22 protein-coding genes and 1 tRNA gene are annotated in these 22972 nt (G+C 67.9%); 11 read left to right on the top strand and 12 right to left on the bottom strand.

What is annotated here, in order from left to right; translation table 11 throughout:
- A partial coding sequence (gene murB / locus AC3WPZ_RS24325; RefSeq protein WP_492441978.1) for a UDP-N-acetylmuramate dehydrogenase occupies positions 1-921 on the bottom strand: 921 nt, incomplete at its 3' end.
- A 38-nt stretch (positions 922-959) separates the two neighbouring features.
- On the opposite strand from murB, the gene AC3WPZ_RS24320 reads away from it, so the two are divergent.
- A complete protein-coding gene (locus AC3WPZ_RS24320; protein WP_297401042.1) occupies positions 960-1451 on the top strand; it encodes a YajQ family cyclic di-GMP-binding protein in 492 nt (163 codons plus the stop codon).
- Positions 1452-2189, top strand: a complete 738-nt coding sequence (locus tag AC3WPZ_RS24315) for a retropepsin-like aspartic protease family protein (RefSeq protein WP_492441976.1) — start codon at positions 1452-1454, stop codon at positions 2187-2189. It abuts the gene before it with no gap.
- Here AC3WPZ_RS24315 and AC3WPZ_RS24310 read toward each other — a convergent pair whose 3' ends face one another.
- The 4 genes from AC3WPZ_RS24310 to AC3WPZ_RS24295 form a co-directional block, all read right to left on the bottom strand.
- Entirely contained in the window at positions 2190-2561 is a 372-nt protein-coding gene (locus AC3WPZ_RS24310) for a RidA family protein (protein WP_444688248.1), read from the bottom strand.
- Positions 2558-3181 (bottom strand): glycerol-3-phosphate 1-O-acyltransferase PlsY, encoded by a 624-nt coding sequence (gene plsY, locus AC3WPZ_RS24305; RefSeq protein ID WP_382160281.1) that lies wholly within the window; start codon positions 3179-3181, stop codon positions 2558-2560. Before plsY ends, AC3WPZ_RS24310 begins: the two co-directional genes overlap by 4 nt.
- Positions 3182-3242: 61 nt before the next feature.
- Positions 3243-3734 carry an aminoacyl-tRNA deacylase gene (locus AC3WPZ_RS24300; protein WP_291112822.1) on the bottom strand — a complete coding sequence of 164 codons (492 nt, stop codon included), beginning with the start codon at positions 3732-3734 and terminating at the stop codon, positions 3243-3245.
- Between the two features lie 116 nt (positions 3735-3850).
- On the bottom strand, positions 3851-4894 hold the full coding sequence (locus AC3WPZ_RS24295; RefSeq protein ID WP_444688250.1) for an aldo/keto reductase: 1044 nt from the start codon (positions 4892-4894) through the stop codon (positions 3851-3853).
- 114 nt (positions 4895-5008) lie between these two features.
- On the opposite strand from AC3WPZ_RS24295, the gene AC3WPZ_RS24290 reads away from it, so the two are divergent.
- Positions 5009-5692: a YiaD family glycine zipper/OmpA-like lipoprotein gene (locus AC3WPZ_RS24290; protein ID WP_382323626.1), complete on the top strand. Its 684-nt coding sequence runs from the start codon at positions 5009-5011 to the stop codon at positions 5690-5692.
- 106 nt (positions 5693-5798) lie between these two features.
- On the opposite strand, the gene AC3WPZ_RS24285 is transcribed toward AC3WPZ_RS24290, so the two are convergent.
- The 5 genes from AC3WPZ_RS24285 to AC3WPZ_RS24265 form a co-directional block, all read right to left on the bottom strand.
- The gene (locus tag AC3WPZ_RS24285; RefSeq protein ID WP_492441973.1) at positions 5799-7253 is read right to left on the bottom strand and encodes a gamma-aminobutyraldehyde dehydrogenase; all 1455 of its coding nucleotides are present in this window, start codon (positions 7251-7253) and stop codon (positions 5799-5801) included.
- Positions 7254-7286: 33 nt separating this feature from the next.
- A complete protein-coding gene (locus tag AC3WPZ_RS24280) occupies positions 7287-8093 on the bottom strand; it encodes an ABC transporter permease (protein WP_382160293.1) in 807 nt (268 codons plus the stop codon).
- Positions 8083-9039: an ABC transporter permease gene (locus tag AC3WPZ_RS24275; RefSeq protein ID WP_492441971.1), complete on the bottom strand. Its 957-nt coding sequence runs from the start codon at positions 9037-9039 to the stop codon at positions 8083-8085. The genes AC3WPZ_RS24280 and AC3WPZ_RS24275 overlap by 11 nt, the downstream gene beginning before the upstream one ends.
- Complete coding sequence (locus AC3WPZ_RS24270) at positions 9036-10052, bottom strand: ABC transporter ATP-binding protein (protein ID WP_444688253.1); 1017 nt, start codon at positions 10050-10052, stop codon at positions 9036-9038. Before AC3WPZ_RS24270 ends, AC3WPZ_RS24275 begins: the two co-directional genes overlap by 4 nt.
- 131 nt (positions 10053-10183) lie before the next feature.
- Positions 10184-11371 (bottom strand): ABC transporter substrate-binding protein, encoded by a 1188-nt coding sequence (locus tag AC3WPZ_RS24265; protein WP_444688254.1) that lies wholly within the window; start codon positions 11369-11371, stop codon positions 10184-10186.
- A 213-nt stretch (positions 11372-11584) separates the two neighbouring features.
- On the opposite strand from AC3WPZ_RS24265, the gene AC3WPZ_RS24260 reads away from it, so the two are divergent.
- Positions 11585-12505, top strand: coding sequence for a LysR substrate-binding domain-containing protein (locus AC3WPZ_RS24260; protein ID WP_492441969.1), 921 nt, complete (start codon positions 11585-11587; stop codon positions 12503-12505).
- Between the two features lie 419 nt (positions 12506-12924).
- Here AC3WPZ_RS24260 and AC3WPZ_RS24255 read toward each other — a convergent pair whose 3' ends face one another.
- A complete protein-coding gene (locus tag AC3WPZ_RS24255; protein WP_492441967.1) occupies positions 12925-14670 on the bottom strand; it encodes an acetate--CoA ligase in 1746 nt (581 codons plus the stop codon).
- A gap of 35 nt (positions 14671-14705) precedes the next feature.
- Between AC3WPZ_RS24255 and AC3WPZ_RS24250 the strand changes: the two genes are divergently transcribed.
- The 7 genes from AC3WPZ_RS24250 (at position 14706) to aqpZ (ending at position 22087) form a co-directional block, all read left to right on the top strand.
- Positions 14706-15623 (top strand): alpha/beta fold hydrolase, encoded by a 918-nt coding sequence (locus AC3WPZ_RS24250; RefSeq protein WP_492441965.1) that lies wholly within the window; start codon positions 14706-14708, stop codon positions 15621-15623.
- A gap of 62 nt (positions 15624-15685) precedes the next feature.
- A complete protein-coding gene (locus tag AC3WPZ_RS24245; RefSeq protein WP_382160314.1) occupies positions 15686-16231 on the top strand; it encodes a hypothetical protein in 546 nt (181 codons plus the stop codon).
- Between the two features lie 79 nt (positions 16232-16310).
- Positions 16311-17415 (top strand): peptide chain release factor 2 gene (gene prfB, locus AC3WPZ_RS24240; RefSeq protein ID WP_382160317.1). Its coding sequence is split into 2 segments (ribosomal slippage): positions 16311-16391 and positions 16393-17415, totalling 1104 coding nucleotides; the frame shifts between segments, so codons are not numbered across the junction.
- A 3-nt stretch (positions 17416-17418) separates the two neighbouring features.
- Positions 17419-20115, top strand: coding sequence for an aminopeptidase N (gene pepN, locus AC3WPZ_RS24235; RefSeq protein WP_492441963.1), 2697 nt, complete (start codon positions 17419-17421; stop codon positions 20113-20115).
- A 14-nt stretch (positions 20116-20129) separates the two neighbouring features.
- On the top strand, positions 20130-21137 hold the full coding sequence (locus tag AC3WPZ_RS24230) for a class 1 fructose-bisphosphatase (protein ID WP_382323617.1): 1008 nt from the start codon (positions 20130-20132) through the stop codon (positions 21135-21137).
- Between the two features lie 28 nt (positions 21138-21165).
- Positions 21166-21241, top strand: a tRNA-Thr gene (locus AC3WPZ_RS24225).
- Positions 21242-21382: 141 nt separating this feature from the next.
- Entirely contained in the window at positions 21383-22087 is a 705-nt protein-coding gene (gene aqpZ / locus AC3WPZ_RS24220) for an aquaporin Z (RefSeq protein ID WP_492441961.1), read from the top strand.
- 19 nt (positions 22088-22106) lie between these two features.
- Here the strand turns inward: aqpZ and AC3WPZ_RS24215 are convergent.
- Positions 22107-22972, bottom strand: an 866-nt coding sequence (locus tag AC3WPZ_RS24215) for a tripartite tricarboxylate transporter substrate binding protein (RefSeq protein ID WP_492441959.1), incomplete at its 5' end; no start/stop codon positions are given.

Below are 22972 nucleotides of genomic sequence, written 5' to 3'. Positions count from 1 at the left end.
CTCGTAGACCCCGGCATTCCCCACGCCCCGGCCCTTCCAGCCACAGGCGTCGATCAGCCAACCCGCTGCCAGCTTGATGCTGCCGTCGGCCATCGGGTAGTGCACCACCTTCGGGTCGCGCGCGATGATGTCCGCACACTGCTCCACGCTCACCGTCGGGTTCTTGAAGAAACTGCCCGCGTTGCCGATCACCGCCGGGTCCGGCAGCTTCGCGCGCCGGATCGCGCAGATCCAGTCGAAGATCTGCTGCGCGTCGGGATGGGACATGCCGGTCTCGGCCATCCGGCGCTCCAGGTCCGCATAGCCCAGCACCGGCTTCCAGGGCTTGGGCAGCCAGAAACGCACCCGCGTGATCAGCGCGCGCCCCGCCAGGCCCAGGCCCTTCTCGCCCGCCGGCGTGTGCTTGAACACCGAGTCCCGGTAGCCAAAGCCGCACTGCGCGGCGTTCAGGGTGAAACTCTGCCCGGTCTGCAGGTCGATCGCGTCCAGCTCATGAAAGCGGTCCTGCAGCTCCACGCCATAGGCGCCGATGTTCTGCACCGGCGACGCACCCACACAACCCGGAATCAGGGCCAGGTTTTCCAGCCCCGGCCAGCCCTGCGCCAGCGTCCAGGCCACGGTCTCATGCCAGTTCTCGCCCGCGCCCGCCTCCACCAGCCAGCCCCGGGCCGACTCCTCCACCAGCCGGCGCCCGCGGATCTCCACCTTGAGCACCAGCGGCTTGATGTCGCCCGTCACCACCAAGTTGCTGCCGCCGCCCAGCACGAAGGGCGGCGCCTCGCGCGTGAGCGCGGGCCAATCGGCACCCGCCATGAGCGCGCGCAGCGCCGCTTCGTCGCGCACGCGGGCCAGCCGCAGCGCGCGCGCCACGATGCCAAAACTGTTGTATGGCTGGAGCGCCACGTTGTTCTCGACTACCATCCCCGGATTGTCTCACCCACCCTCAGGATTCATCAGCCATGCCTTCTTTTGACACCGTACTCGAAGCCGATTTCGTCGAAGTGAAAAACGCGGTGGACCAGGTGACGCGCGAGATCGGCACGCGCTTCGATTTCAAGGGCACCGGTGCCGCCATCGAGCTCAAGGAAAAAGAGAAAGAAATCATCCTGCACGGCGACGCCGAGTTCCAGCTGCAGCAGATCGACGACGTGCTGCGCGGCAAACTGACCAAGCGCGGCGTGGACGCGCGCTTCCTCGATGTCGGCAAGGTCGAAAAGGCCGGCGGCGACAAGGTCAAGCAGGTCGTCAAGGTGCGCAACGGCATCAGCACCGAAGACGGCAAGAAGATCCAGCAGGTCATCAAGGGCAGCAAGCTCAAGGTGCAGGGCGCGATCCAGGGCGATGCGGTGCGCGTGACCGGGGCCAAGCGCGACGACCTGCAGGCCGCCATGGCGCTGATCCGCAGCGAGCTCAAGGACCTGCCGCTGTCCTTCAACAACTTCAGAGATTAAGTGAACACCCCCTGCGCCGCTTTCGGCGTCACCCCCCTCCAGGGGGGCGGCGCTGGCGGCCCGGCAAAGCCGGTTCCACGGCGCCTCTGGCCCAAGGCCTCCGCGCTCGTGGCGGGTCTTCTTCTGGCGCTGCCCGCCCTGTCCCAGCAGGTCGCGCTGTCGGGTGTGGCCGGTGGCAAGGCGCTGGTGAACATCGATGGCGCCGCGCCGCGTTTCATGAGCCCCGGCCAGATCCAGCAAGGTGTGAAGCTGCTGAGCCTGCAGGGCGAGGCGGCCGTGTTCGACATCAACGGCCAGCGCCTGACCCTGCGGGTGGGCGATGCACCGGTCAGCCTGGGCCGGTCTTCATCGGGCCAGGATGGCGGTGGTGCCCAGCGCATCGTGCTCACCGCCGATGCCCAGGGCCACTTCATGCCCACCGGCCAGATCAACGGGCGCACCGTGCAGTTCATGGTGGACACCGGCGCGACCACGGTGATCCTCAGCGAGTCCGATGCCAAACGCATCCAGCTGGACTACAGCAAGGGCCGCAAAGTGGGTGTGGCCACCGCCAATGGCCGCGTCGTGGGCCATCAGGTGCAACTGGACTCGGTGCGCGTGGGCGATGCCCAGGTGTACGGCGTCGCGGCCATCGTGCTGCCGCAACCCATGAACTACATCCTGCTGGGCAACAGCTTTCTCACGCGCTTCCAGATGCAGCGCCACAACGACCAGCTGACGCTGGAAAAACGCTATTGATCAGGCCGCGTTCTGCGCGGCGGTGACCACGATCTCGATGCGCCAGGCCGGGTTGGCCAGCGCGGCCTGCACCGTGGCGCGCGGCGGCGCGGTGCCTGGCACCACCCAGGCGTCCCACACCTCGTTCATGGCCGCGATGTCGCGGATGTCCGTGAGGTAGATCTGCGCGCGCAGGATGCGCGACTTGTCACTGCCCGCTTCGAGCAGGCGCTGCTGCACCTGCTCCAGCACGTCCTGCGTCTGGCCCGCGATGTCGGTGTCGCCGCGCTCGGGCACCATGCCCGCGAGGTAGACCACGCCGTTGAACACCGCGGCCTCGCTGTAGCGCGCGGCCATGCCGATGCGGGTGATGTCCTTGTGCAGATCGCTCATTTCTTCTTCGCTCCCAGTTTGCTTTCGGTGCCGGCCAGCAGGCGGTTGATGTTTTCCGAATGCCGCCACACCAGCAGCAGGCCCATGACGGCCAGGCTCAGCACCTGCACGCCCGGTGCGTCCCAGGCCACCCGGTTGCCGAGCAGGAAGTAGGCCGGCGCGAAGACCGCCGTGACGATGGAGGCGAGCGACGAATAGCGGAAGAAGATGGCGATGATCAGCCAGGTCGCGAGCGCCGCCAGCCCCAGCCAGGGCTGGAACGCGAGGATCACACCCGCGGCCGTGGCCACGCCCTTGCCGCCCTGGAAGCGGAAGAACACCGGGTACAGGTGGCCCAGGAAGGCCGCCAGGCCCACCAGCGCCACCGTGCCGTCGCCCAGGCCATAGGCCTCGCCCCACCACTTCACCGCCATCACGGGCAGCCAGCCCTTGAAGGCATCGAGCAGCAGGGTGATGACGGCCGCCGCCTTGTTGCCCGAGCGCAGCACGTTGGTGGCGCCCGGGTTCTTGCTGCCGTAGGTGCGCGGGTCGTTCAGCCCCATGAGGCGGCTCACCAGCACGGCGAAGGACAGCGAGCCGATCAGGTAGGCGGCCAGCGTGGCCAGCAAGGGGTAGGTCATGAAGCAAGCTCCTCGTTCTCGTGGGGCCACCGCGTCTGCGCGCGAAGCCGTGTCTGGGCGGCTATTCTGCCAGCGCGCAGTTCACCGGCTTGGCGCCCAGGGGACCGGCGAGCACCGCCGGATCGATGCCGACGAGAAAACCCCGGCGCCCGCCGTTGATCCAGATCTTCGGCAAGGTCAGCACCGTGGCCTCCACCCACACCGGCATGTCGCGCTTGAGGCCGAACGGCGAGGTGCCGCCCACGAAGTAACCGCTGTGCCGGTTGGCGACCTCGGGCTTGCAGGGCTCGACCGACTTGGCGCCGATCTGCCGCGCGAGGTTCTTGGTGGAGACGGTGCGGTTGCCGTGCATCAGCACCGCCAGCGGCCTGGCCGCCTCGTCCTGCATGATCAGCGTCTTCACCACCGCGAAGGGGTCGAACCCGAGCACCTGCGCGCTGTGCTGCGCGCCACCGTGCTCCAGGTACTCGTACGGGTGCTCGGTGAACACCACGCCATGCGCCTTGAGCCAGGCGGTGGCGGGCGTTTCACTCACGTGCGATTTTTTTGCCATGGAAGATTTTCAGGTCCGCAGTGGCTTCGGCCAAGGATGCCGTGGAACCGGCTTTGCCGGGCCACTGGCATCGCCCCCTTGAGGGGGTCGCGCGAAGCGCGGCGGGGGTGTTCCGATCACTGCGCGGGGTCGCGGCTCTCCCAGCGGATCGCATCGATCGCCGCCAGCAGCTCCGGCGAGAGCTTCGTGTCCCAGGCGTCCAGGCACTCGTCGAGCTGGGCCAGCGTGGTCACGCCGATGATGGTGCTGGCCACGCGTCGGTTGGTGTAGCAGAAGGCCAGCGCGAGTTGCGAGGGCGTGAGGCCGTGTTCGCGCGCCAGCGCGTTGTAGCGGCGCGCGGTGTCCAGCGCTTCGGGCCGGCCCCAGCGCTGCTTGCGCATCGATTCGTAGATCGCCATGCGGCCCGCGTTGCCCACCAGGCCGGTCTCGTCGTACTTGCCGCTCAGCAGGCCAAAGCCCAGCGGCGAATACGCCAGCAGCGACACATCCAGCCGGTGGCAGGTTTCGTCGAGCCCGTTCTCGTAACTGCGGTTGATCAGGCAGTACGGGTTCTGCACCGTGGCCACGCGCGGCAGGCCGTGCTGCTCGGCCAGGCGCACGAACTCGTGCACGCCATAGGGGGTCTCGTTGGACAGGCCGATGGCCTTGACCTTGCCGGCCTTCACCAGCTCGGCCAGGGCTTCGAGCTGCTCGAGCACGGAGGGCGCGGGCTTGTCCTTGGCCGGGTCGAAGTAGATCGCGCCAAAGGCCGGCACGTTGCGCGCGGGCCAGTGGATCTGGTAGAGGTCGATCACCTCGGTCTGCAGGCGGCGCAGGCTGGCTTCGCAGGCTTCGATGATGCCGGCCTTGCTCACCTCGGGGCGCAGCCAGGGCATGCCGCGCGCCGGCCCGGCCACCTTGGTGGCCAGCACCAGCTTGTCGCGCGCGCCCGGCCGCTTGGCGAACCAGTTGCCCAGGATGGTTTCGGTGGAGCCGCTGGTGTCGGCGCGCGCCGGCACCGAGTACATCTCGGCCGCGTCGAGGAAGCTGATCTCACGCTCCAGCGCGCGATCCAGGATGCGGTGCGCGGTGGCTTCGTCCACCTGCTCGCCAAACGTCATGGTGCCCAGGCAGATCGGGGGCACGCGCAGCGCGCTGGTGCCCAGTGGTACGTTCTTCATGCAAGTATTTGTAAATAGGAACTGAAGGAGGTTTCGGCTGAAACCCGTAGGGGTATAAGTTTAGGGTGCCTTGCACGTCTCAATCGACCTTCAACCAAGCAGTGGAGAAAAACCATGTCCAACTTCAACATCCATCTGACCCGAGGCCTGACGGTCACCACACTGGCCGCGGCGCTTGCCCTGGCCGGTTGCGCCAACATGAGTGAAACGCAAAGCGGCACCGCCAAAGGCGCCGGCATCGGTGCTGTCGCGGGCGCCCTGCTCGGCGCGGCCACGGGCGGCTCCAAGGGCGCGGCCACGGGCGCCGTGCTTGGTGCCGGCGCGGGCGCGGTGGGTGGCTATGTCTGGTCCAACAAGATGCAGGAGCAGAAGAAGCAGATGGAGGCCGCCACGGCAGGCACCGGCATCGGCGTGAGCCAGACCAGCGACAACCGCCTCAAGCTCGACGTGCCGGCCGACGCCGGTTTCGCCACCGGCCGTTCGACCGTGAGCCCCACGCTGCAGAACGTGCTCAGCCAGTTCGCCGGCACGCTCAACGCCAACCCGGTGACCGCCGTGGCCATCGTGGGCCACACCGACAGCACCGGCAGCGACGCCGTGAACAACCCGCTGTCCTTCGACCGCGCCAACGCCACGCGCGACTACCTCGTGGCGCGCGGCGTCGCGGCCAGCCGCATCGCCACCGACGGCCGAGGCTCGCACCAACCGGTCGCGGACAACAGCACGGCCCAGGGCCGCGCCGCCAACCGCCGCGTAGAGATCTACGTGGCCGAACCCGCACAAACCGCAGCGCGCTAAGTCGGAGCGAGGCAGCCCCAACCAGTGACACCGAGGATCCGGCTCCGCCGGTCCCAGGTGTCGCCCCCCTTTCAGGGGGGTCGCGCGCAGCGCGGCGGGGGGTGCCTCACAGCCTCGCCATCACGTGGCGTGCGACCGTGTAGTCCTCCAGCGCGTACATCGACATGTCCTTGCCATAGCCGCTGGCCTTCATGCCACCGTGCGGCATCTCGTTGGCCAGCATGAAGTGGGTGTTGATCCAGGTGCAGCCGTACTGCAGCTTGCGCGCCACGCGCAGCGCGCGCGACACGTCCTGCGTCCACACCGATGAAGCCAGGCCGTACTCCGAATCGTTGGCCCAGGTCACGGCCTCCTCGGGGTCGGTGAAGCGCGTCACCGACACCACCGGCCCGAACACCTCGCGGCGCACGATCTCGTCGTCCTGCCGCGCCCCCGCGATCACCGTGGGTTCGTAGAAGAAACCGCTGCCCGAGCGCATCTTGCCGCCGGCGGTGACTTCCATGTGGCCCAGCATCTGCGCGCGCTCCACGAAGCTCGCTACACGGTCGCGCTGGCGGTCGGTGATCAGCGGGCCCAGCTCCACGCCCGCCTCGTCCTGCGTGCCCATCTGGATGGTCTTGACCGCGCTGCTGAGGTCGGCCACCAGCCGGTCGTACACCTTGGCGCCCGCGTAGAGCCGGCAGGCCGCCGTGCAGTCCTGCCCCGCGTTGTAGTAACCGAAGGTGCGGATGCCCTCCACCACCGCGTTGATGTCGGCGTCGTCGAACACCAGCACCGGCGCCTTGCCGCCCAGCTCCAGGTGCGTGCGCTTGAGCGTGCCGGTGGCGGCCTGCAGGATCTTGCGGCCGGTGGACACGTCGCCGGTGAGCGAGACCATGCGCACAAGCGGGTGCTCCACCAGCGGCTGGCCCACGCTGGGGCCGCGGCCGCAGACCACGTTGAACACGCCCTTGGGCAATATCTCGGCCACCACGCGCGCGAGCATCAGCGTGGTCAGCGGCGTCTGCTCGCTGGGCTTGAGCACCACGGTGTTGCCGGCCGCCAGCGCGGGCGCGCATTTCCAGGCGGCCATCATCAGCGGGTAGTTCCAGGGCGCGATCGAGCCGACCACGCCGATGGGGTCGCGCCGAATCATGCTGGTGTGGCCCGGCAGGTACTCGCCGGCCACCGAGCCCGTCATGCAGCGCGCGGCGCCCGCGAAGAAGCGGAAGCAGTCGACGATGGCCGGGATCTCGTCCTCCAGCGCGCGCAGATACGGCTTGCCGCAGTTGAGCGACTCCAGCCGAGCGAACTGCTCGGCGCGCTGTTCGATCGCGTCGGCCACCTTGAGCAGCAGGCGCGAGCGCTCCATGGGCGTGGTCTCGCTCCAGCTGTCGAACGCGCGGCTGGCCCCCAGCACCGCCTTGTGGATTTGCTCGTACGAGGCCTCGGGCACCTGCGCGATCACGTCGCCCGTGGCCGGGTTCAGCACGCGCTCGCGCTCGCCCTCGCCGGCCACGAACTGGCCGTCGATGTACAGCTCGGTCGACATCGGGACTTGGAAATCGGGGGTCTTGCCCATGGTGGTCTCCGTCGGGGTGGAAGGGGTTCGGGCTCAGCGCCCGTTGGGTTGTTCGTCGGCGCGCGTGAGGTAATACGCGGCCAGGATGGGGATGAAGGTGAGCGCGATGATGACCACCGCCACCACGTTGGTGACCGGCCGCTGGCGCGGGCGGATCAGCTCCTGCAGCATCCAGATCGGCAGCGTGGTCTGCTGCCCGGCGGTGAAGGTGGTGACGATGACCTCGTCGAAGCTCAGCGCGAACGCCAGCAGGCCACCGGCCAGCAGGGCCGAGCCGAGCTGCGGCAGGATCACGTAGCGGATCGTCTGGAAGCTGTCCGCGCCCAGGTCCATCGAGGCCTCGATCAGCGAAGGGCTGGTGCGCCGCAGCCGCGCCACCGCGTTGTTGTAGACCACCACCACGCAGAAGGTGGCGTGACCGACCACGATGGTCCAGAAGCTGAACGGGATCTCCATCGTGTGGTACGCGGTGCGCAGCGCGATGCCGGTGATGATGCCGGGCAGCGCGATCGGCAGGATCAGCAGCAGCGAGATCGCGTCGCGGCCGAAGAAGCGCGTGCGCGCCAGGCCGGCCGCCGCCAGCGTGCCCAGCACCATGGCCAGCGCGGTGGCGATCAGCGCGACGCGGAACGACAGGCCGATGGCGGCCCACACGTCCTCTCGCGCCCAGGCCGCGGCGAACCATTGCGTGGTGAGGCCCGGCGGCGGGAACACGTAGCTTTTGTCCTCGGCGCTGAAGGCGTAGAGGATGATGAGCGCGAGCGGGATGTGCAGGAACAGCACGCCGGCCCAGGTCGCGGCCTTCAGGCCCCAGCCGGCGCGGGACGGGTCAGAGCGCATCGAAAGCCCCCAGGCGTTTGGCGATCCACAGGTAGACGCCGATGACCACGATGGGCACCAGCGAGAACGCGGCGGCGAAGGGCACGTTGCCCGCCACGCCCTGCTGGCGGTACACCACCTGGCCGATGAGCAGCGTGGAGTCGCCGATCACCTGCGGAATGATGTAGTCGCCCAGCGTGAGCGAGAAGGTGAAGATGGAGCCCGCCGCGATGCCCGGCATGGCGAGCGGAAAGATCACCTTCCAGAAGGTGGTGCCGCCGCGCGCGCCGAGGTCGCTGGAGGCTTCGAGCAGCGAGCCCGGGATGCGCTCGATGGCGGCCTGGATCGGCAGGATCATGAAAGGCAGCCACATGTAGACGAAGACGATGAAGGTGCCCAGGCGCGAGAACGAGAGCGAGTTGCCGCCGATGCCGGGTGTGGACAGCACGAGATCGAGCAGCCAGGTCATGTGCACCTCGGCCAGCACCCAGGAGATCGCGCCCTCCTTGGCCAGCAGCAGTTTCCAGGCGTAGAGCCGCACCAGGTAGCTGGACCACAGCGGCAGCATCACCGCGATGTAGAGCAGCGCCTTCTGCGGGCCGCGCGCATACCGCGCCATGTAGTAGGCGATGGGAAAGGCGATGAGCCCGCAGGCCAGCGTGACGCTGACCGCCATGGCGACGGTGCGCAGCACCACGTCCACGTTGGCGGCGTCGGTCATCTCGCGGAAGTTCTGCAGCGTGAAGCGCGTGCGGTCCACCACGCCGGAGAACTCGTCGAGCGCGAAGAAGCTGTTGGCCAGCAGCGCGAACAGCGAGCCCAGGTAGATCACGCCGAACCACAGCAGCGGCGGCCCGAGCAATGCGGCCATCAGCAGGCCACGGCGGGTGTAGAGCAGGTCCGAAAGCCGGCGCAGCGCGCCGCCACGCGGCACCCGCGGCGGGAAGGCGGACAGGGCCAGGCTCATGGCGCCGCACCTGGCTGCAGCGGGTGCACCGCATCGGCCTGCCAGTGCAGGTGCACCGTGTCGCCCGGCGTGGGCAGCTCGGGGTGCAGCTCGGGGTTGAGGTCCACCGAGATGGCCTCGCCGCCCCAGTCCACCCGCACGCGCGAGAACGAGCCGAAGTACTGCGCATCGATCACCGCGCCGCTCAGGCGCGCCTGCGGCGAGGGGCCCAGGCGGATGCGCTCGGGCCGCAGCATGACGCTGTCCACCCCCGCGATCTCGCGCGCCCGGGCGCCGTCGAACACATTGGCCGCGCCCACGAACTCGGCCACGAAGCGCGTGGCCGGGCGGTTGTAGATGGCCTGCGGCGCGCCGACCTGCTCCAGCCGGCCGTTGCTGAACACGCCGATGCGGTCGCTCATGGACAGCGCCTCGTGCTGGTCGTGCGTGATGAAGAGGAAGGTGATGCCCAGCTGCCGCTGCAGGGCTTTCAGCTCGGTCTGCATCTGCTCGCGCAGCTTGAGGTCGAGCGCCCCCAGCGGCTCGTCGAGCAGCAGCACCTGTGGCTGGTTGATCAGCGCGCGCGCCAGCGCCACGCGCTGGCGCTGGCCACCCGAGAGCTGGCCCGGGCGGCGCTCGCCCACGCCCGAGAGCCGCACCAGGTCCAGCATCTGCTCGGCACGCGCGTGCCGCGCCGACTTGTCAACGCCCTGCACCATCAGGCCGTAGGCCACGTTGTCGCGGATGTTCATGTGCGGGAACAGCGCGTAGTCCTGGAACACCGTGTTCACCGGCCGCGCGTACGGCGGCAGGTGCGACACGTCCTGCCCGCCGATGAGGATGCGGCCCGAGGTCGGCAACGTGAAGCCGCCGATCATGCGCAGGCAGGTCGTCTTGCCCGAGCCCGAGGGCCCGAGCAAGGTGAAGAACTCCCCGCCTTCGATGGTGAGGTCCACGCGGTCGACCGCGCGCACGGCCTGCGCGCCGCTGCCGAACACGCAGGAAACCGATTCAAGGGTGACGGCAGTGGTCATGCAACAAGGTCAGAAGAAACAGCACGAGAGAAGAGGCGCTTCATCCAGAGATGCCGAGGAACCGGCTTTGCCGGGCCTCAGGCATCGCCCCCTCGAGGGGGTGGCGCGAAGCGCCGCGGGGGTGTGCCGCGTCAGCGGCCTCCCAATACCGCGATGTAGTCGGAGACCCACTTGTGGTACGGCACGCAGTTGTTGTTCTGCGTCGTGCACTTGCTCGTGGGCGTCTTCCAGAACGAGATCTTGTCGAAGCTGTTGTAGCCCTGGTTGGCACAACCCTGGTCGCCCAGCAGCTTGTTGCCCTTGCAGGCCGCCGGCACCGAGGGCACCGAGCCGAACCAGGCCGAGAGGTCGCCCTGCAGCTTGGTGTTGAGCGAGTGCTCCATCCACATATAGGCGCAGTTGGGGTGCTTGGCGTCGGCGTGCAGCATGGTGGTGTCGGCCCAGCCCGTCGCGCCTTCGACCGGCACCACGGTGGCGACCGGGCGGTTCTTGCTCTTGAGGATGTTGGCCATGAACTGCCAGCTGCTGGAAGCCACCACGCCTTCGTTGGTGAAGTCGTCGATCTGCACGAAGGCGTCGTGCCAGTACTTGCCCACCAGCTTGCGCTGGCCGCGCAGCAGGTCCAGCGCGGCCTTGTACTGCGCCTCGTTGAGTTCGTAGGGGTCCTTGATGCCCAGGGCCGGGTTCTTCTTCATCAGGTAGAGCGCGGCGTCGGCGATGTAGATCGGGCCGTCGAAGGCCTGCACGCGGCCCTTGTTGCTCTTGCCATCGGGCAGCGTGGTTTCCTCGAACACCACGTTCCAGCTGGTGGGCGGCTTGTCCTTGAATACGGTGGTGTTGTACATGAGCACGTTCCAGCCCCACTGGTAGGGCGTGCCGTAGTGCGTGTTGTTCACGTAGTGCCAGGGCGCCTTCTGCAGGCGCGGGTCCACGGTCTTGTAGCTGGGGATCAGGTCCACGTTGACGGGCTGCACGCGCTTGCCGGCGATGAGGCGCATGGAGGCGTCGCCTGAGGCGGTGACGAGGTCGAAGCCGCCTTCGTTCATGAGCGCGACCATTTCGTCGGAGGTGCCGGCGGTCTTCACGTTGACCTTGCAACTGGTCTTTTTCTCGAAGTCGGTGACCCAGTCGAAGTTCTTGTCGGTCTGGCCGCGTTCGATGTAGCCCGCCCAGGCCACGATGTCGACCTGGCCTTCGCCTTTGCCCAGTTTCTTGAGGGCCGATTGCGCCTGCGCGGCGGGGGCCAGGGTGGCCAGGGTGAGGGCCGTCGTCAGCAGACCCGCGACGGTGCGGGCGAGGGGGCGTTGTGCGAGTTTCATGGATCGATCACCTATGGGTTGATAGCGGTTTCAGAAACGCAGCCCACCGCCCGGCGGGCCGACTGCAGCGCATCGTAGGAAGGCCGGCCCGGCTTTCAAAATTCAATATTGCTGCGGTAAGCTATCTCGAAAATAGAGAGCAAGGGTTTACCCATATCTTTTTTGCACCGCAACAGGGCAACAGCTCCCTGGCGTGGTGCGCAGGCACCCAGCATGAACCGGCACATCACGCTCAAGCAGTTCCGCTACTTCCTGGCGGTGGCGGAATCGGACTCCGTGGCCGCGGCCTCGCGCATGCTGAACATCGCGCAGTCGGCGATCACCAAGAGCGTGTTGGAGCTGGAGGATGGTCTGGGCCTGGTGTTGTTCGAGCGCAGCCCCAAGGGCATGCGGCTGACGCCGGAGGGGCACCGCTTTCTGGTGAAGGCGCGGCGGGTGATCGGTGCGGTGGCGGATGCCACGCGGGGTGTGCACCAGGGGGCGACGCCGTTGGCCGGTTCACTCACGATCGGGGTGACGAGTCTGGTGGCGGGGTACTACCTGTCGGAGGTGTTCGCGCGGTTCCGGCGCACGTGTCCGGGGGTGGATCTGCAGGTGGTGGAGGACGCGCCGCCGTTTCTGGAGCACCTGTTGATCAATGGCGAACTGGACATCGCGATCATGGTGAGCAATGCGCTGGGTGAGCCGCAGGCTTTGGTGGCGGAGACGCTGACGCGGTCACCGAACCGGGTGTGGATGGCGGCGGACCATCCGCTGGCGTCGCAGGCGGAGGTGGGGTTGGCGGAGTGTGCGCAGCACGATCTGGTGGTGTTGCAGGCGGACCGGATCGAGTTGTTGATGCGCAGTGTGTGGGCGCGCCATCAGCTGAAGCCGCGCACGGTGTTGCGCACGTCCTCTTTGGAAGCGGTGCGTTCTTTGGTGGGGGTGGGGGCGGGGTTGGCGGTGCTGCCGGATTTCCTGTACCGGCCTTGGACGCTGGATGCGGAGCACGTGGAGGTGCGGACTTTGCGCGATGCCGTTCCTACCGTCGATGTGGGGCTGGTGTGGCGGCGAGGGTCCCAGCCTCGGGCGGAGGTGCTGGAGTTCATCGAGGTGGCCCGGGATCAGTCTCGGTCTCGGCGGCCTGTGGCCTAGTTTTTTTCTTGCCTGGGTTTCTGGCCTGGACCTCGCGCTGCCGGCTGGCGTGGTCCGCGTTCTCCGGCGCTGCTCGCGGACGACTGCCCTGGCGCTCATGCGTTACCTCATCAACACCGCTGCTTCACACAGCCTCTGTGGCAACCGCGAATGGGCGCCTGCGCCCGCGAACCCCACCATCCGTCGAGAGGAAGGGAATGGAACGCAATTCAAGTGAAACTTGAATTCAACCACTTGAATGCCAACCATGCCACTGGGTCGATGGTGCGGGTAGCCGGGCGCAGGCGCCCATTCGCGGTTGCCACAGAGGTCGCGCGCCTGCCCGGTGTTGACGAAGCGGTGTGGGCGTGCCCGGGCAGCCGTCCGCGAGCAGCGCCGGAGAACGGCCACCCGCACCAGCGGCCCCGCGCCAAAGCAGGCTAGAGAGACGAACGCGCCCGCTCCTCCTCCAGCAACCGCAAAACCCGCCGCTGCACCTTCCCCGTGGTCGTCATGGGCAAAGCATCGATGAACTCGATCTCCTTGGGGTACTCGTAGGGCGCCAACATCCCCTTCACATGCAGCTGAAGCGCCTTCACCAGCGCATCGTCCCCGGCGCACCCCGGGGCCAGCACCACAAAAGCCTTCACCAACGCCCCCCGCTCGGCATCCGGTTTCGGCACCACCGCCGCATTCGCCACCGAAGCGTGCTTCACCAGACAGTTCTCGATCTCGCTCGGCCCGATGCGGTACCCCGCCGCCTTGAACACATCGTCCGCCCGCCCCTGGTACCAGAGATAACCCTCGGCATCGCGCGTCGCCAGATCGCCCGTGCGGCACCAGCTGTCCGCCGGGTCGCCCGTGTACTTCGCGCGCGTCGCCCCCTCGTTCTTCCAGTACCCCAGAAAAAACACCGGATCCGGATCGCCATGCCCATCCAGCCGGTGCACCGCCACATCCCCCGGCACCCCCACCGGGCATTCCCGGCCCTCATCGTCCAGCACCGCCACCCGGTGCCCCGGATAAGCCTTGCCCATGCTGCCCGGCTTCGCTGGCCACAACGGCGCGCAATTGCCCACGATGTAATTGATCTCGGTCTGGCCGAACATCTCGTTCACCGTCACCCCCAGCTGATCGCGGCACCACGCGAACACCGCGTCCCCCACCGCCTCGCCCGCGCTCATCAGCGCCTGCAGCTTCAACCGGTAACGCGGCCGCACCACCGGCACCGCCTTCATCATCGCCTTCAGCGCCGTGGGAAACAGGAAGCTGTGCGTCACGCCGTGCCGCTGCATCAGCTCGAACGCGAGCTCGGGGGAGAAACGCCCGTTGTGGCCCACGATGGGCCGGCCGAAGTACAGCGTGGGCAACAACGCGTCCATCAGGCCACCGGTCCAGGCCCAGTCCGCCGGCGACCAGAACACCGCTTTCGATGCCACCGAGGCATCGAACGGATCGAAGCCAAACCAGTTCTGGCTGCACACGAAACCGCTCAGGTTGCCGATCAGCGCGCGGTGCGGAATCAAGGCGCCCTTGGGGTTGCCCGTGGTGCCGCTGGTGTAGATCAGCACCGCGGCCTCGTCGGCGTAAGTGTTCACGGGCACGAAGTCCGTGGGCTCCTGCGCCAGCAGCTCGCTCCAGTCCAGGTCGGCGCGCATGCCCTCGGGCGTGCCGTCGCCATCGAGCCCGATCACCGCGCGCAGCAAGGGGCAGCGCTCGCGCACGCCCAGCAGCGCGGGCAGCGAAGGCTGGTCGCAGATCGCCACCACGGCCTCGCTGTCGTGCAGGCGGTACTCCAGCGCGTCGGGGCCGAACAGCTGCGACAGCGGCATGCCCACCGCGCCCAGCTGCAGCACCGCCATGTAGGCCACGGCGGTCTCGAAGCGCTGCGGCAGCACGATGGCCACGCGGTCGCCACGCTGCACGCCCAGCGCGGCCAGGGCGTTGGACAGGCGGTTGGCCTGGTCCATGAGTTCGGCATATCGGTGGTGGCGCGGCTCGCGGCCCGGCGCGCTGGCGATCACCGCCGTGCGCAAGGCGGTGGCGGGCCGCTCGGCCCAGCGGCGCATGCAGACCTCGGCGATGTTGAAATGCGTCGGCACCTGCCAGCCGAAACGCCGGTGCAGGTTGTCGTAGAGGTCCCTTGGGGGCGTGGGGAACTTGTCTCTGGCTTGACTCGATCGCATGGCCGGTCTCCGTCTCGTTCTCTATGATCGATCGAATGTACCAAGCCCGGAAACCTTCCCGCACCGAGTTCGTCCCGGTGCGCCACCTGAATTACCACGTGCGCCAATGGGGCCAGCCCGATGCCACGCAGGCCCCGCTGGTGCTCGTGCATGGCTGGATGGACGTGTCCGCCTCCTGGCAGTTCGTGGTGGACGCGATGCGCGGCGATCGCTGGATCATCGCGCCCGACTGGCGCGGCTTCGGCCTCTCCAAGGCGGACGGCCCCGCGCCCGACAACTACTGGTTCCCCGACTACCTCGCCGACCTCGACATCCTGCTCGACCACTACGCCGGCGAGCGCGCGGTGGACCTCGTGGGCCACAGCATGGGCGGCAACGTGGCCATGATCTACAGCGGCGTGCGGCCCCAGCGCATCCGCCGCCTCGTCAACCTCGAAGGCTTCGGCATGCCCGAGACGCGGCCCGCGCAGGCGCCGGGGCGTTATGCGCAGTGGATCGATGAGGTCAAGGCCCTGCACCGGGGCGAGAACGGCCTCAAGGCCTACGGCTCGGTCGACGGCGTGGCGCAACGCCTCATGAAGACCAACCCGCGCCTGCCGCGCGACAAGGCCGACTGGCTGGCGCGCCAATGGGCCGCGCCGAACGCCGAGGGCGGCTGGGAGATCCTGGGCGACGCGGCCCACAAGGTGGTCGGCGCGAACCTGTACCGGCTCGACGAGGCGCTGGAGCTGTACCGCCGCATCAGCGCGCCCGTGCTCTCGGTGACCGCCAGCGACGACAGCCTGGGCCTGTGGTGGAAGGGCGCCTTCACCCTGGCCCAGTACCACGAGCGCATCCAGGCCGCGCCCCGGCTGCGCAGCGCCGAGGTGCCCGACGCCGGGCACATGATGCACCACGACCAGCCCGAAGCACTGGCCGGCCTGATCGAGGATTTCCTCCAGGCCCCGGGCTGATGTACGGATTGTTGCAGTCGCAACGCGGGTGGCGTGCATACTTGTGACCTATGGTTTTCAGCTTGCCCACGACCCCAACCCGCCCCGCTCTTTCACGCCCCCTGGCCACCTTCGCCCTGCTGGCGGCGCTGTCCTCGCCGGCCCTGGCCATCGACTGGACGCTGTGCCCCGGCATCAACGATCCCGTGGCCGAAGGTGCGACCGAACCCCGCTACGAGGGCTTTTTCTCGCCCTACACGCACCACTGGTCGCACGATCCGGAGCACAAGCCGGTGTTCGCCTTCAGCCTGAGCCGCCTGCTGCCCAACGACCGCACCTGCGGCATCAGCCTGTTCCGCAACTCCTTCGGCCAGCCCTCGGCCTACGCCTTCGTGGGCAAGGCCTGGCCCGGCCTGCTGCCCAGCCAGCCCAAGGTGTATGTGTCGGTGACGGCCGGCATCCTGTACGGCTACGTGGGCCAGTACAAGGACAAGGTCCCCATGAACGTGGGCGGGTTTTCGCCCGCCATCATCCCGGCGGTGGGCTACCAGCTCTCGCCCCGGTCCGCCCTCGAAGTCCAGATCCTGGGCACCGCGGCGTTCATGGTGGGCGCGAAGTGGCGCTTCTGACATCGGCCACCGCCTGCGGCCCGGGGCCGGCCCGTGAGAAAATCGCCGTCTTTGTACACAGACAGCAGGAAACAGTCCCATGGAAGCCGAACGCAGCAACGCCATCCGAAGCCAGCTCGAAGACCTGACCACCCGAGTGGTCGAGCTCCGGAGGTATCTTTGACTACGATGCCAAGGCATCGAAGCTGAAGGAAGTCGAGTCCGCGCTCGAAGACCCGACGGTCTGGAACGACCCCAAGCGCGCCCAGGACCTGGGCCGCGAGAAAAAATCCCTGGAAGACGTGGTGTTGGTGCTGGACCGCCTCACCGGCGAACTGGCCGACAACACCGAGCTGTTCGAGATGTCGAGCGAGGACGGCGACACCGCCGGCCTGGTCACCATCGAAGGCGAAGCCGCCAAGGTGGCGGCCGAGGTGGAGAAGCTCGAATTCCGCCGCATGTTCAACAACCCGGCCGATCCGCTGAACTGTTTCGTCGACATCCAGGCCGGCGCCGGCGGCACCGAGGCCTGCGACTGGGCCAGCATGCTGCTGCGCCAGTACCTGCGCTACGCCGAGCGCAAGGGCTTCAAGACCACCATCGAGGACGAGACCGAGGGCGACACCGCCGGCATCAAGAGCGCGACCATCAAGGTGGAGGGCGAGTACGCCTTCGGCCTGCTGCGCACCGAGACCGGCGTGCACCGCCTGGTGCGCAAGAGCCCGTTCGACTCCTCGGGCGGGCGCCACACCTCGTTCGCGTCCATCTTCGTCTACCCCGAGGTGGACGACTCGATCGAGATCGACATCAACCCGGCCGACGTGCGCACCGACACCTTCCGCGCCTCGGGCGCGGGCGGCCAGCACATCAACAAGACCGACTCGGCCGTGCGCCTCACGCACATCCCCACCGGCATCGTGGTGCAGTGCCAGGACGGCCGCAGCCAGCACAGCAACCGCGACGTGGCGTGGAAGCGCCTGCGCTCGCGCCTGTACGACCACGAACTGCGCAAGCGGCAGGAAGAGCAGCAAAAGCTCGAAGACACCAAGACCGACGTGGGCTGGGGCCACCAGATCCGCTCGTACGTGCTGGACAACAGCCGCATCAAGGACCTGCGCACCAACGTCGAGATTTCCGCCACGCAGAAGGTGCTGGACGGCGACCTCGACCCCTTCATCGAAGCATCACTCAAACAGGGAGTTTGATCCATGAGCTCATTGCGTGAAGGCCCCACCACCGTGGTGCGCCGCGAGGACTACGCCGCCCCGGCCTACTGGATCGACACCGTCGATCTCGGCTTCGACCTGGACCCGGCCAAGACCCGCGTGCTCAATAAGATGCGCCTGCGCCGCAACCCGGACGTGCCGGCGCAGGCCTTGCGCCTGGACGGGGAAGACCTCAGCGTCGCGCGCGTGCTGGTCAACGGCGCGGGCTGCTCCTTCAAGATCGAAGGCACCCAGCTCGTGCTGGAGAGCCTGCCCGAAGGCCACGAGCCCTTCGATCTGGAGATCTTCACGATCTGCGTGCCCGAGAAGAACACGCAGCTCATGGGCCTGTACGTGAGCCAGGGCACCTTCTTCACGCAATGCGAGGCCGAGGGCTTCCGCCGCATCACCTACTTCCTGGACCGCCCGGACGTGATGGCCAGCTACACCGTCACCTTGCGCGCCGACAAGGCGAAGTACCCGGTGCTGCTGTCCAACGGCAACCTGGTGGAAGAAGGCGCCCTGCCCGATGGCCGCCACTTCGCGAAGTGGGTCGATCCGCACAAGAAGCCGTGTTACCTGTTCGCCCTGGTCGCCGGCCAGCTGGTGGCGCGCGAGCAGCGCATCACCTCGCGCAGCGGCGGCAAGCACCTGCTGCAGGTCTATGTGCGCCCGGGCGACATGGACAAGACCGAGCACGCGATGAACTCGCTGATCGCCAGCGTGGCCTGGGACGAGGCCCGCTTCGGCCTGCCGCTCGACCTCGAGCGCTTCATGATCGTCGCCACCAGCGACTTCAACATGGGCGCGATGGAGAACAAGGGCCTCAACATCTTCAACACCAAGTACGTGCTGGCCAACGCCGCCACGGCCACCGACACCGATTTCGCCAACATCGAATCGGTGGTGGGCCACGAGTACTTCCACAACTGGACCGGCAACCGCGTCACCTGCCGCGACTGGTTCCAGCTCAGCCTCAAGGAAGGCCTCACCGTCTTCCGCGACCAGGAATTCAGCATGGACCTGTGCGCCGAGCCCTCGGCGCGCGCGGTCAAGCGCATCGAGGACGTGCGCGTGCTGCGCACCGCGCAATTCCCCGAGGACGCCGGCCCCATGGCCCACCCGGTGCGGCCCGACAGCTACGCCGAGATCAACAACTTCTACACCGTCACCGTCTACGAAAAAGGCGCCGAGGTGGTGCGCATGATGCAGACCCTGGTCGGCCGCGAAGGCTTCGCCAGGGGCATGAAGCTGTACTTCGAGCGGCACGACGGCCAGGCCGTCACCTGCGACGACTTCGCCCAGGCCATCGCCGACGCCAACCCCGAGAGCGACCTGCACCGCCTGCTGCCGCAGTTCAAGCGCTGGTACAGCCAGGCCGGCACGCCACACGTGCGCGCCGAAGGCGTGTACGACGCCGCCGCGCGCAGCTACACGCTCACGCTGTCGCAAAGCTGCATGCCCACGCCGGGCCAGGCCGCCAAGGAGCCGTTCGTGATCCCGGTCTCGCTCGGCCTGCTCAGCCCCGAAGGCCAGCAGTTGCCGCTGCAACTGGCGCACTGGACGCAGCCCGAGGCCGGCAGCCGCACCTTCGTGCTCACCCAGGCCAGCGAGACCTTCACCTTCGTGAACCTCGACAGCGCGCCCGTGCCCTCGCTGCTGCGCGGCTTCTCGGCGCCTGTGGTGCTGGAATGCCACTACACCGACGCGCAGCTGCTCACCCTGCTCGCGGCCGACCCCGACCCGTTCAACCGCTGGGAAGCCGGCCAGCGCCTAGCCCTGCGCCGCGCGCTCATGGCCATCCTGGCCGAAGGCCCCACCCTCGATGCGCCGCTGGACGGCGCCTTCCTCGGCGCCATGCGCGATGTGCTGCGCCACCAGCACCTGGACGCCGCCTTCAAGGAACTGGTGCTCACGCTGCCGAGCGAAACCTACATCGCCGAACAACTGGCCGAGGTGGACCCGCAGCGCGTGCACGCGGTGCGCGAAGCCATGCGCGAACAGCTCGCCACCGCCCTGCAGGACGACTGGGCCTGGGCCTTCGAGAACCACAAGGACAACGGCGCCTACCACCCCGACCCGGTGAGCACCGGCCGCCGCGCGCTCGCGGGCCTGTCGCTCACCATGTTGTGCCTGGCCGCGCGCCACCAAGGCGACGCCGTCTGGCCGGGCAAGGCCTACCAGCACTTCAAGGACGCCGGCAACATGACCGACCGCTTCAACGCGCTGTCGGCCCTGGTGGTGAGCGAACACGCGCTCGCCCGCGACGCGCTGGCCCGCTTCCACGCCCTGTTCCGCGACGAGGCCCTGGTGCTCGACAAGTGGTTCGCCCTGCAGGCCGGTGCGCCCGACCGCGCGGGCAACGTGCTGCCGGCGGTGCGCAAGCTCATGGCGCACCCGGACTTCAACCTCAAGAACCCCAACCGCGCGCGCAGCGTGATCTTCAGCTACTGCAGCGCCAACCCGGGCGCCTTCCACCGCGCCGACGCGGCGGGCTACCTGTTCTGGAGCGAGCGCGTGGTCGAACTCGACGCCTTCAACCCGCAGGTCGCCGCCCGCCTGGCGCGCGCGCTCGACCGCTGGAAAAAACTCGCCGAGCCCTACCGCGGCGCGGCGCGCGAAGCCATCGCCCGCGTGGCCGCCAAGCCCGACCTGAGCAACGACGTGCGCGAGGTCGTCACCCGCGCCCTCGCCGACTGAAACGGAAAACCGACATGACCCAACGCATTTCCCTCACCCGCTACCTCGTCGAACAACAGCGCGTCGACGGCCTGATTCCCTCCCAGCTGCGCCTGCTGCTCGAAGTGGTGGCGCGCGCCTGCAAGAGCATCAGCCAGGCCGTGAACAAGGGCGACCTCGGCGGCGTGCTCGGCGCGGCGACCACCGAGAACGTGCAAGGCGAGGTCCAGAAGAAGCTGGACATCATCGCCAACGAGGTGCTGATCGAGGCCAACGAATGGGGCGGCCACCTCGCGGCCATGGCCAGCGAGGAAATGGACAGCATCTACGTGGTGCCCAACCGCTACCCGCAGGGCGAGTACCTGCTGCTGTTCGATCCCCTGGACGGCTCCAGCAACATCGACGTGAACGTCAGCATCGGCACCATCTTCAGCGTGCTCAGGAAGCCCGACGGCAGCGCCGGCGTGAGCGAACAGGACTTCCTGCAGAGCGGCGCCCACCAGGTGGCCGCCGGCTACTGCGTGTACGGCCCGCAGACCACGCTGGTGCTCACCGTGGGCGACGGCGTGGCCATGTTCACCCTCGACCGCGAGCAGGGCTCCTTCGTGCTGACCCAGGAAAACGTGAAGATCCCGGCCGACACCAAGGAATTCGCGATCAACATGAGCAACATGCGCCACTGGGACGCCCCGGTGAAGCGCTACGTGGACGAATGCCTGGCCGGCCAGGAAGGCCCGCGCGGCAAGGACTTCAACATGCGCTGGATCGCCAGCATGGTGGCCGACGTGCACCGCATCCTCACGCGCGGCGGCATCTTCATGTACCCCTGGGACAAGCGCGAACCGAACAAGCCCGGCAAGCTGCGCCTGATGTACGAGGCCAACCCCATGAGCTGGCTGATCGAACAGGCCGGCGGCGCCGCCACCAACGGCCGCGAGCGCATCCTGGACATCGTGCCCGGCAAGCTGCATGAGCGCGTCAGCGTGATCCTGGGCTCGAAGAACGAGGTCGAGCGCGTCACCGCCTACCACCGGGAAGCCTGATCCACATCGGGCTATAATCTTAGGCGTTGCCGGTGTAGCTCAGTCGGTAGAGCAGCTCATTCGTAATGAGAAGGTCGGGTGTTCGATTCATCTCTCCGGCACCAACAAACGCTGAAAGCCCGCCATGAAATCCATGGCGGGCTTTTTCTTTGGGGCGGCGCGGCCGTGCGTGCGCCCGTCGGAGTCGACCTAGAATCCGCCCACGCCCTGTGGCAACAGGCCGAACAACCCGACTTGGAGACAGCATGGAACACAGCAATCTGAAGAAGTGGTCTGCCGAATTTCTGGGGACCTTCTGGCTGACCTTGGGCGGCTGCGGCAGCGCGGTGCTGGCGGCGGCCTTTCCGCAGCTCGGCATCGGCTTCACCGGCGTCTCGCTGGCTTTCGGCCTCACGGTGCTGACCGGCGCCTACGCCTTCGGGCCCATCTCCGGCGGCCACTTCAATCCGGCGGTCTCGGTGGGCCTGGCGCTCGGGGGCCGCTTCCGCGCGGCCGAGCTGCCCGGTTATGTGATCGCCCAGGTGCTGGGCGCCGTGGCCGCGGCCGGCGTGCTGTACCTCATCGCCACGGGCAAGCCGGGCGCCAGTGTGGGCGGCTTCGCGACCAACGGCTATGGCCAGCATTCGCCCGGCGGCTACGGCCTCACGGCGGCGCTGATCACCGAGGTCGTGCTCACCGCCGTGTTCCTGCTCGTCATCCTCGGCGCCACCGCGAAACGCGCGGCCGCCGGCTTCGGCGGCTTGGCCATCGGCCTGTGCCTGACCTTGATCCACCTGATCTCGATCCCGGTGACCAACACCTCGGTCAACCCGGCGCGCAGCACCGGCCCGGCGCTGTTCGGCCCGGCCATCGCACTGGACCAGCTCTGGCTGTTCTGGGTCGCGCCGATCGTGGGCGCCGCGCTGGGCGCGCTGATCTGGCGCTCGCTGCTGGCCACCGGCGACGACTGAGCCGGCCGGCCGGGCGGCCTCACTCCACGCGGATGTTGTTGGCCTTGGCGATCTTGCCCCACTTGTCGTATTCGGCGCGCGAGACCTTGGCGAACGCCTCCACCGAGGTGCCCATGGCCACGAGCCCCAGGCCTTCGAGCTTCTTCTGCACATCGGGCGTGTGCAGGATCTTCACGAGCTCGGTGTTGAGGCGGCCGATGATGTCCTTGGGCGTGCCCGCGGGCACGTAGAAGCCCTGCCAGCCATCGCCGTCGTAGCCCGGCAGGACCTCGCTCACGGCGGGCACCTCGGGCAAAGCCGAACTCCGCTTGGGGCTGGTGACAGCCAGCGCGCGCACCTTGCCCGAGCGCACCAGCGGCACGGCCGTAGTGGCCGGCTCGAACGCCAGCGGCACCTGGCCCGCCATCACGTCGGGCAGCGGGCTGCCCTTGTAGGGGATGTGGACCATGCTCACCTGCGCCATGTTGTTCATCATCTCCATCACCACGTGCGGGCCCGAGCCCACGCCCAGCGAGCCGTACTCCACGCCACCGGGTTTCGCCTTGGCCTGGGCCAGCAGATCCTGCAGGGTCTTGAAGGGCTGGTTGGGGCCGGTGATGAGCACATAGGGCACCAGCGCCACCTGGGTCACGGGGGCGAAGTCGCGGAAGGTGTCGTAGGGCAGCTTGGCGTAGACGTTGGGGTTGATGCCCATGATGGAGTTGACCGTCATGAACAGGGTGTAGCCATCGGCCGGGCTCTTGGACGCCACGTCGGCGCCGATGATGCCGGCCGCGCCCGCGCGGTTGTCGATGACGACGGGTTGCCCCAGCGCGCGGGCCGAGGCTTCGAGCGCGGCGCAGGCGGCGGGGTCGCTCAGGTCGCCGTGCACCGCCGTCCAGTGGG

The organism is Hydrogenophaga sp. FW305-3-2-15-A-LB1 (genome assembly GCF_058787875.1).
The sequence above is the reverse complement of the archived record's forward strand: the minus strand, read 5'-3'. Positions and strand labels throughout refer to the sequence as shown.

Coding starts and splice junctions, on each gene's coding strand:
- AC3WPZ_RS24265 (WP_444688254.1), bottom strand. CDS start 11,371: ATGAAACTCGCACAACGCCCCCTCGCCCGCACCGTCGCGGGTCTGCTG.
- AC3WPZ_RS24280 (WP_382160293.1), bottom strand. CDS start 8,093: ATGCGCTCTGACCCGTCCCGCGCCGGCTGGGGCCTGAAGGCCGCGACC.
- pepN (WP_492441963.1), top strand. CDS start 17,419: ATGAGCTCATTGCGTGAAGGCCCCACCACCGTGGTGCGCCGCGAGGAC.
- AC3WPZ_RS24275 (WP_492441971.1), bottom strand. CDS start 9,039: ATGAGCCTGGCCCTGTCCGCCTTCCCGCCGCGGGTGCCGCGTGGCGGC.
- AC3WPZ_RS24320 (WP_297401042.1), top strand. CDS start 960: ATGCCTTCTTTTGACACCGTACTCGAAGCCGATTTCGTCGAAGTGAAA.
- AC3WPZ_RS24250 (WP_492441965.1), top strand. CDS start 14,706: ATGTACCAAGCCCGGAAACCTTCCCGCACCGAGTTCGTCCCGGTGCGC.
- AC3WPZ_RS24300 (WP_291112822.1), bottom strand. CDS start 3,734: ATGGCAAAAAAATCGCACGTGAGTGAAACGCCCGCCACCGCCTGGCTC.
- AC3WPZ_RS24270 (WP_444688253.1), bottom strand. CDS start 10,052: ATGACCACTGCCGTCACCCTTGAATCGGTTTCCTGCGTGTTCGGCAGC.
- aqpZ (WP_492441961.1), top strand. CDS start 21,383: ATGGAACACAGCAATCTGAAGAAGTGGTCTGCCGAATTTCTGGGGACC.
- AC3WPZ_RS24295 (WP_444688250.1), bottom strand. CDS start 4,894: ATGAAGAACGTACCACTGGGCACCAGCGCGCTGCGCGTGCCCCCGATC.
- plsY (WP_382160281.1), bottom strand. CDS start 3,181: ATGACCTACCCCTTGCTGGCCACGCTGGCCGCCTACCTGATCGGCTCG.
- AC3WPZ_RS24310 (WP_444688248.1), bottom strand. CDS start 2,561: ATGAGCGATCTGCACAAGGACATCACCCGCATCGGCATGGCCGCGCGC.
- AC3WPZ_RS24290 (WP_382323626.1), top strand. CDS start 5,009: ATGTCCAACTTCAACATCCATCTGACCCGAGGCCTGACGGTCACCACA.
- AC3WPZ_RS24255 (WP_492441967.1), bottom strand. CDS start 14,670: ATGCGATCGAGTCAAGCCAGAGACAAGTTCCCCACGCCCCCAAGGGAC.
- AC3WPZ_RS24260 (WP_492441969.1), top strand. CDS start 11,585: ATGAACCGGCACATCACGCTCAAGCAGTTCCGCTACTTCCTGGCGGTG.
- AC3WPZ_RS24285 (WP_492441973.1), bottom strand. CDS start 7,253: ATGGGCAAGACCCCCGATTTCCAAGTCCCGATGTCGACCGAGCTGTAC.
- AC3WPZ_RS24230 (WP_382323617.1), top strand. CDS start 20,130: ATGACCCAACGCATTTCCCTCACCCGCTACCTCGTCGAACAACAGCGC.